Source organism: Klebsiella sp. CN_Kp113, from assembly GCF_040064585.1.
In the GTDB taxonomy this organism is placed as follows: Bacteria; Pseudomonadota; Gammaproteobacteria; order Enterobacterales; family Enterobacteriaceae; genus Klebsiella; species Klebsiella michiganensis.
In genome coordinates, this window is the sequence record NZ_JBEAID010000036.1 from 1 (window position 1) to 15,047 (window position 15,047).

The 15,047-nt window shown below is 54.7% G+C and carries 12 protein-coding genes; 8 read left to right on the forward strand and 4 right to left on the reverse strand.

From position 1 onward, the window contains the following. Window positions 1–91: 91 nt before the first annotated feature. Together pta and ackA are read right to left on the reverse strand one after the other, a co-directional pair. A complete protein-coding gene (pta, locus tag ABLV30_RS23040; protein ID WP_014230257.1) occupies window positions 92–2,236 on the reverse strand; it encodes a phosphate acetyltransferase in 2,145 nt (714 codons plus the stop codon). 200 nt (window positions 2,237–2,436) lie between these two features. Next, entirely contained in the window at window positions 2,437–3,639 is a 1,203-nt protein-coding gene (gene ackA, locus ABLV30_RS23045; RefSeq protein WP_004123156.1) for an acetate kinase, read from the reverse strand. A 336-nt stretch (window positions 3,640–3,975) separates the two neighbouring features. Here ackA and yfbV point away from each other — a divergent pair, with 336 nt between their 5' ends. From yfbV to ABLV30_RS23065, 4 genes are all read left to right on the forward strand, one after another. Next, window positions 3,976–4,431, forward strand: coding sequence for a terminus macrodomain insulation protein YfbV (yfbV, locus tag ABLV30_RS23050; protein WP_004104090.1), 456 nt, complete (start codon window positions 3,976–3,978; stop codon window positions 4,429–4,431). Between the two features lie 86 nt (window positions 4,432–4,517). Continuing rightward, window positions 4,518–5,012: a YfbU family protein gene (locus ABLV30_RS23055; protein WP_004123152.1), complete on the forward strand. Its 495-nt coding sequence runs from the start codon at window positions 4,518–4,520 to the stop codon at window positions 5,010–5,012. Between the two features lie 11 nt (window positions 5,013–5,023). After that, the gene (locus tag ABLV30_RS23060) at window positions 5,024–5,683 is read left to right on the forward strand and encodes a sugar phosphatase (RefSeq protein ID WP_009654668.1); all 660 of its coding nucleotides are present in this window, start codon (window positions 5,024–5,026) and stop codon (window positions 5,681–5,683) included. 76 nt (window positions 5,684–5,759) lie between these two features. Further along, a complete protein-coding gene (locus tag ABLV30_RS23065; protein ID WP_014230256.1) occupies window positions 5,760–7,592 on the forward strand; it encodes an SLC13 family permease in 1,833 nt (610 codons plus the stop codon). A gap of 52 nt (window positions 7,593–7,644) precedes the next feature. On the opposite strand, the gene yfbR is transcribed toward ABLV30_RS23065, so the two are convergent. Both yfbR and alaA read right to left on the reverse strand, forming a co-directional pair. Continuing rightward, on the reverse strand, window positions 7,645–8,244 hold the full coding sequence (yfbR, locus tag ABLV30_RS23070; protein ID WP_004852850.1) for a 5'-deoxynucleotidase: 600 nt from the start codon (window positions 8,242–8,244) through the stop codon (window positions 7,645–7,647). A gap of 87 nt (window positions 8,245–8,331) precedes the next feature. Continuing rightward, window positions 8,332–9,549, reverse strand: a complete 1,218-nt coding sequence (alaA, locus tag ABLV30_RS23075; RefSeq protein WP_004852849.1) for an alanine transaminase AlaA — start codon at window positions 9,547–9,549, stop codon at window positions 8,332–8,334. Between the two features lie 887 nt (window positions 9,550–10,436). Here alaA and ABLV30_RS23080 point away from each other — a divergent pair. The 4 genes from ABLV30_RS23080 to nuoC all read left to right on the forward strand — a co-directional run bounded on the left by ABLV30_RS23080 (window position 10,437) and on the right by nuoC (window position 15,046). Further along, window positions 10,437–11,363 (forward strand): LysR family transcriptional regulator, encoded by a 927-nt coding sequence (locus tag ABLV30_RS23080; RefSeq protein WP_014839121.1) that lies wholly within the window; start codon window positions 10,437–10,439, stop codon window positions 11,361–11,363. Between the two features lie 651 nt (window positions 11,364–12,014). Beyond that, window positions 12,015–12,461, forward strand: coding sequence for an NADH-quinone oxidoreductase subunit NuoA (gene nuoA, locus ABLV30_RS23085; protein WP_004123140.1), 447 nt, complete (start codon window positions 12,015–12,017; stop codon window positions 12,459–12,461). Window positions 12,462–12,476: 15 nt separating this feature from the next. After that, entirely contained in the window at window positions 12,477–13,151 is a 675-nt protein-coding gene (gene nuoB, locus ABLV30_RS23090) for an NADH-quinone oxidoreductase subunit NuoB (RefSeq protein WP_002913178.1), read from the forward strand. An 86-nt stretch (window positions 13,152–13,237) separates the two neighbouring features. Continuing rightward, window positions 13,238–15,046, forward strand: a complete 1,809-nt coding sequence (gene nuoC, locus ABLV30_RS23095; protein ID WP_025106676.1) for an NADH-quinone oxidoreductase subunit C/D — start codon at window positions 13,238–13,240, stop codon at window positions 15,044–15,046. Window position 15,047: the final 1 nt, after the last annotated feature.

The following is a 15,047-nucleotide window of genomic DNA, read 5'->3' on the forward strand; positions in this document are numbered from 1 at the left end:
CGGATTCTTACACAGCCACTGGATCGATCAACCGATCCTTAACTGATCGGCATTAGACCATCCGGTCGCCTTTTTTCATGCAGCGGGCAGATTATGCTTGCTGCTGGGACGACTGAATCGCGGTCAGGGCGATGGTATAGACGATATCGTCAACCAGCGCGCCACGGGACAGGTCGTTCACCGGCTTACGCATCCCCTGCAGCATCGGCCCGATGGAGATCAGGTCGGCAGAACGCTGTACGGCTTTGTAAGTGGTGTTACCGGTGTTCAGATCCGGGAAGATGAACACGGTCGCGCGGCCGGCAACCGGGGAGTTCGGCGCTTTGGATTTCGCAACGTCAGCCATGACCGCCGCATCGTACTGCAGCGGGCCGTCGATCATCAGGTCAGGACGTTTTTCCTGCGCCAGACGCGTGGCTTCGCGTACTTTCTCTACATCGCTGCCGGCGCCAGAGGTGCCGGTGGAGTAGGAGAGCATGGCCACGCGCGGTTCGATGCCGAAGGCAATTGCGGAGTCTGCGGACTGGATGGCGATTTCAGCCAGCTGTTCAGCGGTCGGATCCGGGTTGATCGCGCAGTCGCCGTAAACGTAAACCTGTTCCGGCAGCAGCATGAAGAATACGGAGGAGACTAGAGAGCTGCCCGGAGCCGTTTTGATCAGCTGCAGCGGCGGACGGATGGTGTTGGCGGTGGTGTGAACCGCGCCGGATACCAGACCGTCAACTTCGTCCTGCTCGAGCATCAGGGTGCCGAGAACCACGTTGTCTTCCAGCTGCTCGCGGGCAACCGCTTCGGTCATCCCCTTGCTCTTACGCAGCTCGACCAGGCGAGCAACGTAGCTTTCGCGAACCACTTCCGGGTCAACGATTTCAATACCGGCGCCCAGCTCTACGCCCTGAGAGGCGGCCACGCGGGTGATTTCATCCGGGTTACCCAGCAGTACGCAGGTGGCGATACCGCGCTCGGCGCAGATAGCCGCGGCTTTAACGGTACGCGGCTCGTTGCCTTCCGGCAGCACGACGCGCTTGCCTGCTTTACGCGCCAGCTCGGTAAGCTGATAGCGGAAGGCTGGCGGAGAGAGGCGACGGCTGCGCTCGGAAGTTGCGGTCAGCGATTCAATCCAGTCGGCGTTGATATAGTTAGCCACGTATTCCTGAACTTTCTCGATGCGCTCGTGATCGTCAACCGGAACTTCCAGGTTGAAGCTCTGCAGGCTCAGAGAGGTTTGCCAGGTGTTGGTGTTAACCATGAATACCGGCAGGCCGGTTGCAAACGCGCGTTCGCACAGTTTGCTGATGCGGGCGTCCATTTCGTAGCCGCCGGTCAGCAGGATAGCGCCGATTTCCACGCCGTTCATCGCGGCCAGGCAGGCGGCGACCAGAACGTCAGGACGGTCTGCGGAAGTGACCAGCAGGGAACCTGCGCGGAAGTGTTCCAGCATGTGCGGAATGCTACGCGCACAGAAGGTGACGGACTTCACGCGACGGGTATTGATGTCGCCTTCGTTGATGATGGTGGCGTTCAGGTGATGCGCCATATCAATCGCGCGGGTGGCGATCAGATCGAAGCTCCACGGCACCGCGCCCAGAACCGGTAATGGGCTACCGCTCTGCAGCTGAGCCGGATCGATCTTCACGACTTTTGCTTTGGAAGAGTCGTCGAAGATTTCCGACAGGTCAGGGCGAGTACGGCCCTGTTCGTCAACCGGCGCATTCAGCTTGTTGACGATCACGCCGGTGACGCTGGTGTTTTTCGCGCCGCCGAAGCTGCTGCGAGTCAGCTCAATGCGCTCTTTCAGCTGTTCAGGAGTATCGGTACCCTGGGACATCACAAAAACGATTTCAGCGTTCAGCGTTTTCGCGATTTCGTAGTTCAGAGACTGGGCAAACTGATGTTTGCGGGTCGGGACCAGACCTTCAACCAGCACCACTTCCGCATCCTGAGCGTTGGCGTGGTAGTTGGCGATGATCTCTTCCATCAGCACGTCTTTCTGGTTGCTGGAGAGCAGCGACTCAACGTGGCTCATCTTCAGCGGTTCTGCGGCCGGAAGGTCGGAGTTCGCGCGAATAATAGTGGTAGTCTGGTCTGGCGCATCGCCACCGGCACGCGGTTGAGCGATAGGTTTAAAGACGCTCAGACGAACGCCTTTACGTTCCATAGCACGGATAACACCGAGGCTGACGCTGGTCAGGCCTACGCTGGTTCCGGTAGGGATCAGCATGATTGTACGGGACACGATATATCCTCTTTCGTTACCGCCAGTATCAGGCGGGATACAAAACTGCACCACCAGCTTCCCGTCATACTTCAAGTTGCATGTGCGTTGGCTTTACTCGCTCACCCCAGTTACGTACTACTCGTACGCTCCTGGGGATTCTCTGCGTCGCCGCCTTCCTGCAACTCGAATTATTTAGGGTTATGGCTGGCGGTGTGGAATCAGGCGGTCAGACGGTTGGCGTCTTGCGCGATGACCAGCTCTTCGTTGGTCGGAATGACGATAGCCGGGCGAGTGCCTTCTTTGTTGATGAAGCCAGACTTGCCGAAACGGGCTGCCAGGTTGCGCTCGTGATCAACTTCAAAGCCCAGTACGCCCAGTTTGCCCAGAGACAGTTCGCGAACCATCGCGGCGTTCTCACCGATACCACCGGTGAATACGACGGCGTCCAGACGACCGTCCATCAGCGCGGTGTAGGAGCCGATATATTTCGCCAGGCGGTGGCAGTAAACGTCCATGGCACGTTTAGCGTCAGCTTTTTCCTGGTAGTTGTCTTCAACGTAGCGGCAGTCGCTGGTCACTTCGGTCAGACCGAGCAGACCGGACTCTTTGGTCAGCATTTTGTTGATGGCATCTACGCTCATGCCCAGGGCATCGTGCAGATGGAAAATGATTGCCGGGTCGATATCGCCAGAACGCGTACCCATAACCAGACCTTCCAGCGGAGTCAGCCCCATGGAAGTGTCAACGCATTTACCGTTGCGGATAGCGGAAACGGAACCACCGTTGCCCAGATGGCAGGTGATGATGTTCAGTTCTTCAACCGGTTTGTTCAGAACTTTCGCGGCTTCCTGAGTCACATAGAAGTGGCTGGTGCCGTGCGCGCCGTAGCGACGTACGCCGTGTTCTTTGTACAGGCTGTACGGCAGGGCATAGAGGTAAGATTCTTCCGGCATGGTCTGATGGAACGCGGTGTCGAACACGGCAACGTTCTTGTCTTTCAGATTAGGGAAAGATTTCAGCGCCTCAGCGATACCGATCAGGTGCGCCGGGTTGTGCAGCGGAGCGAAAGAGGCGGAGTCTTTGATTCCCTGAATCACGGAGTCATCGATAACGACGGAGCTGGTGTATTTTTCACCACCGTGAACGATGCGGTGGCCGATTGCGGTCAGCTGAGCAGACAGTTCTGGTTTTTGTGCCAGAATAGTGTTAACGATAAAGTTCAGCGCTTCACTGTGAGCAGCGCCAGCGCCTAATTCGGCTTCTTGCTTGCTGCCGTCCATTTTCCATTTGATACGGGCTTCAGGAAGATGGAAACATTCTGCTAAACCAGACAGGTATTCGTCGCCGTTGACGGCATCAAGGATAGCGAATTTCAGAGAGGAGCTACCGCAGTTCAGAACCAGTACTAACTTACTCGACATGGAAGTACCTTTTATGATACGTGGCTAAAAAAACGTCAGTGTGTCACAAAGCGTAGCGCAGGATGACATCGACATTTATGATTAACATCATGCCTTGTACTGTTTTCGGGCACGATGAGAGAAGTACATTTGATTTTATGTCATTTTGCATAATTTTCAGCCGGTGGCAGAATATGCGATAATTTGACTAACCTGGTAAAAGGGTCTAACCGCCCCTCAGGTGCGCACAGAATACCTGATTGAGGCCGCCATTGCCAAAATCTTTTGAACGTTGTCATGCACAGTTGGTGTTTTGCACAAATTTTTTAAGTTTTATATGTAAAGTTGAGGTAAGCCATGTCCGGTCCCGAGAATCGCCCTGTGAGTTTTTTTGGCTTGTTTCGCCACGGGCAGCACTATGCAAAGACCTGGCCCCTGGATAAGCGCCTTGCCCCGGTGTTTATTGAAAACCGTATTATTCGCGCCACGCGCTATGCGATTCGCATCATGCCGCCGGTGGCGATTTTCACGCTGTGCTGGCAAATCGCCCTCGGCGGCCAGCTGGGCCCTGCCGTGGCTACCGCGCTGTTCGCGCTGAGTCTGCCGATGCAAGGCTTATGGTGGCTGGGTAAGCGTTCGGTAACGCCGCTGCCGCCGTCGATACTGAACTGGTTTTATGAAGTACGGGGTAAACTGCAGGAGGCGGGACAGGCGCTGACGCCGGTTGACGGCAAGCCGGATTATCAGGCTTTAGCTGACACGCTTAAGCGCGCCTTCAAACAACTGGATAAAACTTTCCTTGATGATTTGTAATTGCATCGGGAAAACGCATATAAAAGAAGGCGCATGAATTATGCGCCTTCTTTTTTCACGTCGTAAAAGTGCCACAGGAGTCAAAAATGGAAATGACCAATGCGCAGCGTCTGATTCTGTCGAATCAATACAAAATGATGACGATGCTCGATCCGGACAACGCTGAACGTTACCGCCGCCTGCAGACCATCATTGAGCGTGGATACGGGCTGCAGATGCGCGAGCTGGACCGCGAGTTTGGCCAGCTTACCGAGGAAACGTGTCGTACCATCATTGATATCATGGAGATGTATCACGCGCTGCATGTCTCCTGGACGAACCTGAAGGATGCCAGCGGAATTGACGAGCGTCGGGTCACCTTCCTCGGCTTCGACGTGGCGACCGAAGCCCGCTATCTCGGCTATGTTCGCTTTATGGTTAACGTTGAAGGGCGCTACAGCCACTTTGACGCCGGCACTCACGGTTTTAACTCCCAGACCCCGATGTGGGAAAAATACCAGCGCATGCTGAGCACCTGGCACTCCTGCCCGCGTCAGTACCATTTAAGCAGTAACGAAATTAACCAAATTATCAACGCCTGATGGAGGTTCCCGTGCAGTGTAAAGGTTTCCTGTTTGATCTTGACGGGACATTGGTCGATTCGTTGCCGGTAGTGGAGCGTTCGTGGTGCAAATGGGCGGATCGGTTCAGTATCCCTCATGATGAAGTGCTGAACTTCATTCATGGCAAACAGGCGATAACCTCGTTGCGTCATTTTCTCCCCGGCCGCAGCGAAGAGGAGATTCAGGCAGAGTTCACCCTGCTGGAAACGGTAGAAGCAACGGATACGGATGGCGTAACGGCGCTGCCGGGCGCGGTGGCGTTGCTCAGGACGCTCGATCGCGCGGGGATTCCGTGGGCGATCGTGACGTCGGGGTCGATACCCGTCGCCCACGCTCGTCATCGTGCCGCGGGGCTGCCTGAGGCGAAGGTTTTTGTTACCGCCGAGCGCGTAAAGCACGGGAAACCCGCACCGGACGCCTACCTGCTGGGGGCTGAACTGTTGGGGCTGGCGCCGGGGGATTGCGCCGTCGTGGAGGATGCGCCTGCCGGTCTGCTCGCCGGGCTGAATGCCGGCTGTCGCACCATCGCGGTCAATGTGCCCGCCGATGCGCCGCGTCTTGATGAAGCGGATTTAGTATTAACGACGCTGGAGAGCCTGCAGGTTGAACGCCTGCCTGACGGCAACGTGAATATTATCCTTAAAGATTAATCTCATGATTTAGCCCCGCGCCGGCGGGGCTTTTTTATGCCAGACTTCCAACTCCATCTTCTGACAAGGATAAGTTGTGAACGGTGAATTGATTTGGGTGTTATCTCTTCTTGCCGTAGCCGTCGTGCTCTTTGCCACCGGAAAAGTGCGCATGGACGCTATCGCATTGCTGGTGATTGTCGCTTTCGTCCTCAGCGACACTTTAACGCTCAGCGAGGCCTTCTCCGGCTTTAGCGATCCTAACGTTATTCTTATTGCCGCGCTTTTTATTATTGGCGATGGGCTGGTGCGCACCGGGGTCGCCACCAAAATGGGCTCCTGGCTGGTGAAGGTTGCCGGGAACAGCGAAACCAAAATGCTGGTCTATTTGATGTTAACCGTTGCCGGATTAGGGGCGTTTATGAGCTCGACCGGCGTGGTGGCCATTTTTATCCCCGTGGTGCTCAGCGTGTCGATGCGCATGAACACCTCCCCTTCGCGGTTGATGATGCCGCTCAGTTTTGCCGGACTTATCAGCGGGATGATGACCCTGGTGGCCACACCGCCCAACCTGGTCGTTAACAGCGAACTTTTACGCGAAGGGCTGCAAGGATTCAGCTTTTTTAGCGTTACGCCGATAGGTCTGGTGGTGCTGGTTCTGGGCGTTTTCTATATGCTGGTGATGCGCTTTATGCTCAAAGGGGAAGAGGGCGAGCAAGCGCGAGATGGCCGAAAAAGAAGCACCTTCCGCGATCTCATTAAAGATTATCATCTCACGGGGCGCGCGCGCCGCCTGGCCATACGCCCCGGCTCGCCGATGATTGGCCAGCGCCTGGACGACCTGAAGCTACGCGAGCGCTACGGGGCGAACGTTATCGGCGTTGAGCGCTGGCGGCGCTTTCGACGGGTTATCGTTAACGTTAACGGCGTATCGGAATTCCGCGCCCGCGACGTCCTGCTGATCGATATGTCGGCCTCAGACGTGGATTTACGCCAGTTCTGCGGCGAGCAGATGCTCGAACCGATGGTGCTGCGCGGCGAATATTTTTCCGATCAGGCGCTGGACGTGGGGATGGCGGAAGTCTCTCTGATCCCGGATTCAGAACTGATTGGCAAGTCGGTGCGCGAAATCGCCTTTCGTACCCGTTTCGATTTGAACATCGTGGGGCTGAAACGCGATGGCAAAGCCCTTGACGGCGCGGTGACCGATGAAGCCTTGCAGCTTGGCGATATCATGCTGGTGGTGGGCAACTGGCGGCAGATAGCGCTGCTGGCTAAGCGGGGCCGTGACTTTGTGGTGCTGAATATGCCCATCGAGGTCAACGACGCCTCGCCGGCGCATAGCCAGGCGCCGCACGCGATTTTCTGTCTGGTGCTGATGGTCGCGCTGATGCTGACTGACGAAATTCCTAACCCTATAGCGGCCATCATTGCCTGCCTGCTGATGGGGAAATTCCGCTGTATTAACGCCGAGAGCGCCTATAAAGCTATCCACTGGCCGAGCATTATCTTGATTGTCGGAATGATGCCTTTTGCTCTGGCGCTGCAGAAAACCGGCGGCGTGGATCTGGTGGTTCAGGGACTCATGGATGTGGCGGGGAGCAAAGGACCGTACCTGATGCTTGGCTGCCTGTTCGTAATGTGCGCGGCTATCGGCCTGTTTATTTCCAATACCGCCACCGCGGTGCTGATGGCGCCCATTGCGCTGGCCGCGGCAAAGTCGATGGGCGTTTCGCCTTATCCCTTTGCGATGGTGGTCGCCATGGCGGCCTCGGCGGCGTTTATGACCCCGGTATCGTCGCCGGTGAACACCCTGGTGCTGGGGCCGGGGAAATATTCATTCAGCGATTTTGTCAAAATCGGCGTGCCGTTCACCCTCCTGGTGATGGTGGTGTGCGTCCTGCTGATCCCGGTGCTGTTTCCGTTCTGATTCAGCGGCATCCTTCCCCGGTCAGGCTGACGCTGGCCGGGGAAGTGTGGGGTTATAAAGGCGAATCCTGGCTGATTTCATCGAGGGAAAGATGGAAGCTCGGGACGAACACCTGCATAAAGTAGTCCATCTCTGCGCTGCGGCGCGATTCCAGCGTTTTCTCAAGGCGGCCTTTGGCCAGCAGAAATTCATTGTTCCCCGCCGATAGCTCTTCCAGACACTTCAGGTAGGCGCAAAGCGCATCCGCCTGCTTGACAAGGGATTTTTCCTCTTCGCTGTAGTGATGTTCATCGATCAGCGGTTCAAAAATGTCGCGCAGTTCATCAGGAACCATATCGACCAGCTTCTGCTGGGCGATTTTTTCGATGGCTTTGTACTCTTGCGCGATCTGCGAATTGAAATATTTTACCGGCGTCGGCAGGTCGCCGGTCAGGACTTCCGAGGCATCGTGATACATCGCCAGCAGCGCGATGCGTTCGGCGTTAACCCGGCCGCCGAATTTACGATTTTTGATCGCCGCCAGCGCATGGGCCACCATCGCGACCTGTAAGCTGTGTTCGGAGACGTTTTCGGTGCGCACATTACGCATCAGCGGCCAGCGGTTGATCAGTTTCAGGCGGGAGAGGTGGGCAAAGAAATGACTCTGACTCATAGGAACCCTTAATCAGTTACGACGTCGGGTGCCATTGTGCGCAGGGATTGCCGCCGGATGCAAATCCCGGCGGCTGGACAGATAAAATCAGAGCTGGTGGTAGCCGGAAAGGAAACGCCCGAAACGGGTAATTGCCATTTCAAGATCGTCTTCGCGCGGAAGGGTCACAATACGCACGTGGTCCGGCCACGGCCAGTTAAAGGCGGTACCCTGAACCAGCAGGACTTTCTCCTGCAGCAGAAAATCGAGCACCATCTTCTGGTCATCGTGAATATTAAAGCGTTTAGCGTCGATTTTCGGGAACATATACAGCGCGCCTTTCGGCTTAGTGCACGAGACGCCCGGAATGTCGTTAATCAGCTCCCAGGCGCGATTACGCTGTTCATACAAGCGTCCGCCGGGAACAATAAATTCGCTGATGCTCTGATAGCCGCCGAGAGCGGTTTGGATCGCATGCTGGGCCGGGACGTTGGCGCATAGGCGCATAGAGGCCAGCATCTCCAGGCCTTCGATATAGCCTTTTGCGTGTTTCTTCGGCCCGTTCAGCACCATCCAGCCCTGGCGGAAGCCGGCAACGCGGTAGGTTTTTGACAGGCCGTTAAAGGTAACGGTGAGTAGATCCGGGGCCAGCGGCGCAATTGAGTGGTGCTGCGCTTCATCGTAGAGGATCTTATCGTAGATCTCATCGGCGAAAATAATCAGGTTATGCTGGCGGGCGATCTCGACGATCTCCATCAGCAGCTCTTTTGAGTACACCGCGCCGGTTGGGTTATTCGGGTTGATAATCACGATGCCGCGGGTACGCGGGGTGATTTTCGCGCGGATATCGTCGAGGTCCGGGAACCAGTCGGAAGACTCATCGCAAAGATAGTGCACCGCTTTACCGCTGGAAAGCGCGACCGCGGCGGTCCACAGCGGATAATCCGGCGCCGGGACCAGCATTTCATCGCCGCTGTTCAGCAGCGCCTGCATGGCCTGGACGATAAGCTCCGAAACGCCGTTACCGATATAGATATCTTCGACCGTCACATCACGCATACCGCGGGCCTGGTAATGCTGCATGATGGCCTTACGGGCGGAATAGAGGCCCTTTGAATCGCTGTAGCCCTGCGAGGTAGGGAGGTTGCGGATAACGTCAACGAGGATCTCGTCAGGCGCGTCAAAGCCAAACGGCGCTGGGTTGCCGATGTTCAGCTTCAGGACTTTATTGCCTTCTTCTTCAAGGCGTTTCGCCTCTTTCAGAACCGGGCCGCGGATGTCGTAACAGACGTTATCTAACTTGCTGGATTTTTCGATGGGGGACATGAACCTTGACCTTTTAGCTGTTATCGCCACTCCCTGCCGTGGAAGTCAGCACGGAATAATGTACTCCGCCTCCCCGCTGTTTTGAAGGGTTAACAGGAGAAGATTTTGCTATTCATCGCTTTTTGGTTTAATCAATTTGTCTGGTGAGCTGCGCTTTTGTTTATACATTACACCTTTAATACTTTTATTGATGGTCTTATATTGTGCCTGGTGGTGTTTTGGCGAACGTTTATCTGGTTTGTTGATTTAAAGAGGACCGGCGCTTGTTTTTTGCGCGTAAAACGAATCATCGTCTGGTGAACGTTTAATTCACAATACGCTGAAGGTTGTAACAACTTTGCTAGATATTTTTAATGAAAGTATTTAATAGCTAAATGAGTTTTATTTTATGCAAGGAATATTCTTAGATCTGTTAATTTAATTAAAGTGCTGACCAGCATTTAAAGTGGCCTGAGATAATACTGATTAACGCTTATAAATATTGTGGTTTTCGGTTAGAATATCGCCGTTAATACCGACATATGGCTATGCCAGGTAGCTTATTTCTTTATTAATACATTGTTATTGCAGGTTTTTGTTCTGCCTGAGCCCGATGGCAAGGTTTGTCGCCGGTGAGGATGCAGACAATGGTCATTGACGGCTATTTTTTGCGTCACATCACAAAAACAAATGCGTCGTAATTAAAAGTGCTTAGGCGTACGAGCAAAATATTACTCTGAAATTCCGCGCATTTGCTGCGGATGAGTGCTTTCTAATGCAATAACGTTCGTCCAGTTGTTCATCCGTCCGTCTCTGGCGGGTAACGCGAAGCTTAAGGATTAGCCGGAAGCCTGGAGCACAGCATCAACAAGGCAGGTCAGCATTAGCCGCCTGAATGTGAAGCAAATATGATAAATGAAAATCGTTCGATACTAAATTTAGACCTCGATCTCTTGAGAACCTTTGTTGCCGTCGCCGATCTCAGTACCTTTGCCGCTGCCGCCGTCGCGGTGCGCCGGACCCAGTCAGCGGTTAGCCAGCAGATGCAGCGGCTGGAGCAGCTGGTTGGCAAAGAGCTGTTTGCTCGCCACGGGCGCAATAAGCTTCTGACCGAGCAGGGCATTCAGCTGCTGGGCTATGCGCGGAAAATTCTGCGCTTTAACGATGAAGCCTGTATGTCGCTCATGTTTGGCAGCCTGCAGGGAACGCTGACCGTGGGAGCCTCTGATGAGACGGCGGATACCATTTTACCGTGCCTGTTAAACCGGATTGGTAGTTTTTATCCCAGGCTGACGCTGGAAATCAAAGTCCTCAAACACCTTGATATCGTCGATATGCTGAAGAGCGGGGCAATCGATCTTGCGCTGACGACCCGACAAACCAAGGGTTCTGACATGCTGACGCTGCGCACGTCGCCAACGCTGTGGTACTGCGCAGCGGATTATGTCCTCCCTCAGGGCGAGTCTGTCCCGCTTGTTTTGCTGGATGCCCCGGATCCGTTTCGGGAAGAGATCGTTGAGGTACTCAACGCCGCCGGCGTTGCGTGGCATCTTTCCCATGCTGCAAGCTCAATGGCGGGGGTGAAGGCGGCGGTGAAAGCCGGGCTTGGCGTGACCGCGCAGCCAGTAGAGATGATGAGCCCCGAATTTCGCGTACCGGGCCGGAGTGACGGTTTACCCGTGCTGCCGGATACCCGCTACATGCTGAACTGCAATCCGCAAAAGGCAAGCGAGCTGACGCAGGCCATTTTTCAGTCGCTGAGCGCAGAGTACCAGCCGTGGTCAACGCAACGCGTTTATACTCCCGAAGGGGGAGATAATTCCCTTATTTCCTGAGCGGGAAAAGCTAACAAACATCACAAAAACTGGTAACAAAATGTAAGTGTAAAAACGAACCCCAGACGTGTGAAATTGCCGCTGCGGTTCGTTTTTTTCAAATTTTATTGATTAATAGAAACTTTTGTTGATTTCTTTTGAGCTAAATCAGTAAGTTAGATCCGCTCCTCCTCTCATTTCTCGACTTTTCTCTGCACTTTCAATACTTCCTGCTAATGTTAAAAAACCATCTGGTTTGTTGCTGTTTTCTTGGTTGAATTAACAAAAGCGTGTCGCAGATCAAGAAAATACCCCTCCTTAGGGGGAGGAATCGTGTCTGAATCCTGTCAAAATAGGCGGGCCATTTTGATTTACGGCGGAAACGGACACGATTCAACAACACTAAAGCCGAACAGTATGCAAGGTTATTCCGCATGAAAGGGCATTTAATGTTAATGAAAAAAATCCAATGTAAATTAATGTTGTGAAAACTTTTGTTAAAGTTGACAAAAGGTTAATGAAAGGAGTAAAAAGCCACCGCAACTGGCCTTCCACATCACCCAGGGACGCTTTTTTGCACGGCTATTTTTTTATTCCTCCCCGTGAAACGCTGTGGCGTTCATCTGCCAGTAAGAGCAGAGGGTTTTAGCGCTACACTTTTTTGGTTAAGCAATGCGTATGTCAACATCCACTGAAGTCATCGCTCATCATTGGGCATTCGCTATATTTCTCATCATCGCTATCGGCCTGTGCTGCCTGATGCTCGTCGGCGGCTGGTACCTTGGCGGACGCGCGCGCGCGCGAAGCAAGAACACGCCGTTTGAATCCGGGATCGACTCCGTCGGTTCGGCTCGCTTACGTCTTTCTGCGAAGTTTTATCTGGTTGCCATGTTCTTCGTTATCTTCGACGTGGAAGCCCTGTATCTCTACGCATGGTCGACTTCTATCCGTGAAAGCGGCTGGGTCGGCTTTGTGGAAGCCGCAATTTTCATTTTAGTGCTACTGGCTGGTCTGGTTTACCTCGTTCGTATCGGCGCACTGGACTGGACGCCTGCGCGCTCCCGTCGCACGCTGGTTAACCCGGAAACAGACAGTCCCACTAACCGTCATACGCAGTAAAAGCGAGGCAATAAGATGGATTATACGCTCACCCGCATCGATCCTAACGGTGAGAACGACCGTTACCCCCTGCAAAAACAGGAGATCGTAACCGACCCCCTGGAGCAAGAAGTCAATAAAAGCGTGTATATGGGGAAACTCGAACACGCCTTGCATGACATGGTGAACTGGGGCCGTAAGAACTCAATCTGGCCTTACAACTTCGGCCTTTCTTGCTGCTACGTGGAAATGGTGACGTCATTCACCGCGGTGCATGACGTTGCGCGCTTTGGTGCAGAAGTATTACGTGCCTCCCCGCGTCAGGCTGACCTGATGGTGGTTGCCGGCACCTGCTTTACCAAAATGGCGCCGGTCATTCAGCGTCTTTATGACCAGATGCTGGAGCCGAAGTGGGTTATCTCGATGGGCGCATGCGCCAACTCCGGCGGAATGTACGATATTTACTCTGTCGTCCAGGGCGTGGATAAGTTTATTCCGGTCGATGTTTACATCCCGGGCTGCCCGCCGCGTCCGGAAGCTTATATGCAGGCGCTGATGCTGCTGCAGGAATCCATTGGTAAAGAACGCCGTCCGCTCTCGTGGGTGGTTGGCGATCAGGGCGTGTACCGCGCCAATATGCAGTCGGAACGCGAGCGTAAACGCGGCGAACGTATTGCAGTGACCAATCTGCGGACTCCGGACGAGATTTAACTTGCGCCTGCGGGCGGGATAAAAACTTCGCAAATCAATCTACTACAGCGCGAAGCCTCGCCGGCAGTCACCACGGACCTTTTGCAATGGTGAACAATATGACCGATTTAACCGCGCATGACGCCGCACCAGCCTGGCAAACCCGCGATCACCTTGATGACCCGGTGATCGGCGAACTGCGCAACCGTTTTGGGCCGGATGCCTTTACCGTTCAGCCAACCCGCACCGGCGTTCCGGTGGTTTGGGTGAAGCGTGAACAGCTGCTTGAGGTGGGTGATTTCCTGAGGAAATTGCCGAAGCCTTACGTGATGCTGTTTGACCTGCACGGCATGGATGAACGTCTGCGCACGCACCGCGACGGTTTACCCGCCGCGGATTTTTCCGTTTTCTATCATCTGATTTCAATAGACCGCAACCGCGACATCATGCTCAAGGTTGCCTTGTCTGAAAACGATCTGCATCTGCCGACCTTCACCAAACTGTTCCCTAACGCCAACTGGTATGAGCGTGAAACCTGGGAGATGTTTGGCGTGACCTTCGATGGTCACCCGAATCTGCGCCGCATCATGATGCCGCCGACCTGGGAAGGTCACCCGCTGCGTAAAGACTACCCGGCGCGCGCCACCGAATTTGACCCGTTTGAGCTGACCAAAGCCAAACAGGATCTGGAAATGGAAGCGCTGACCTTCAAACCGGAGGAGTGGGGCATGAAGCGCGGGACCGAAAACGAGGACTTCATGTTCCTTAACCTCGGCCCGAACCACCCCTCCGCTCACGGTGCGTTCCGTATTATTCTGCAGCTTGATGGCGAAGAGATCATCGACTGCGTGCCAGATATCGGCTACCACCACCGCGGCGCCGAGAAAATGGGCGAGCGCCAGTCCTGGCACAGCTACATTCCGTATACCGACCGTATTGAATATCTCGGCGGCTGCGTTAACGAAATGCCTTACGTGCTGGCGGTTGAGAAACTGGCGGGGATAACCGTGCCGGATCGCGTCAACGTGATCCGCGTGATGCTCTCCGAGCTGTTCCGTATCAACAGCCATCTGCTGTACATCTCCACCTTTATTCAGGACGTCGGGGCGATGACGCCGGTGTTCTTTGCCTTTACCGACCGTCAAAAGATCTACGATCTGGTGGAAGCGATCACCGGTTTCCGTATGCACCCGGCCTGGTTCCGCATCGGCGGCGTCGCGCACGACCTGCCCCGCGGCTGGGATCGCCTGCTGCGCGAATTCCTCGAGTGGATGCCGAAGCGTCTGGATTCCTATGAGAAAGCCGCGCTGCGCAACACCATCCTCATCGGTCGTTCGAAAGGGGTTGCCGCCTACAACGCGAAAGAAGCGCTGGAGTGGGGCACCACCGGCGCGGGCCTGCGCGCGACCGGCATCGGCTTCGACGTACGTAAATGGCGTCCCTATTCTGGCTATGAAAACTTCGACTTTGAGATCCCGACCGGCGGTGGCGTCTCCGACTGCTACACCCGCGTGATGCTGAAAGTGGAAGAGCTGCGCCAGAGCCTGCGAATTCTTCAGCAGTGCCTCGATAACATGCCGGAAGGCCCGTTCAAGGCGGATCATCCGCTGACGACGCCGCCGCCAAAAGAGCGCACGCTGCAGCATATCGAAACCCTGATTACGCACTTCCTGCAGGTTTCCTGGGGCCCGGTCATGCCGGCGCAAGAATCCTTCCAGATGATTGAAGCGACCAAGGGTATTAACAGTTACTACCTGACCAGCGACGGCAGCACCATGAGCTACCGCACCCGCGTGCGCACGCCAAGCTTCGCGCACCTGCAGCAGATCCCGGCCGCTATTCGCGGCAGTCTGGTCTCCGACCTGATTGTCTATCTGGGTAGTATCGATTTTGTTATGTCAGACGTGGACCGCTAAT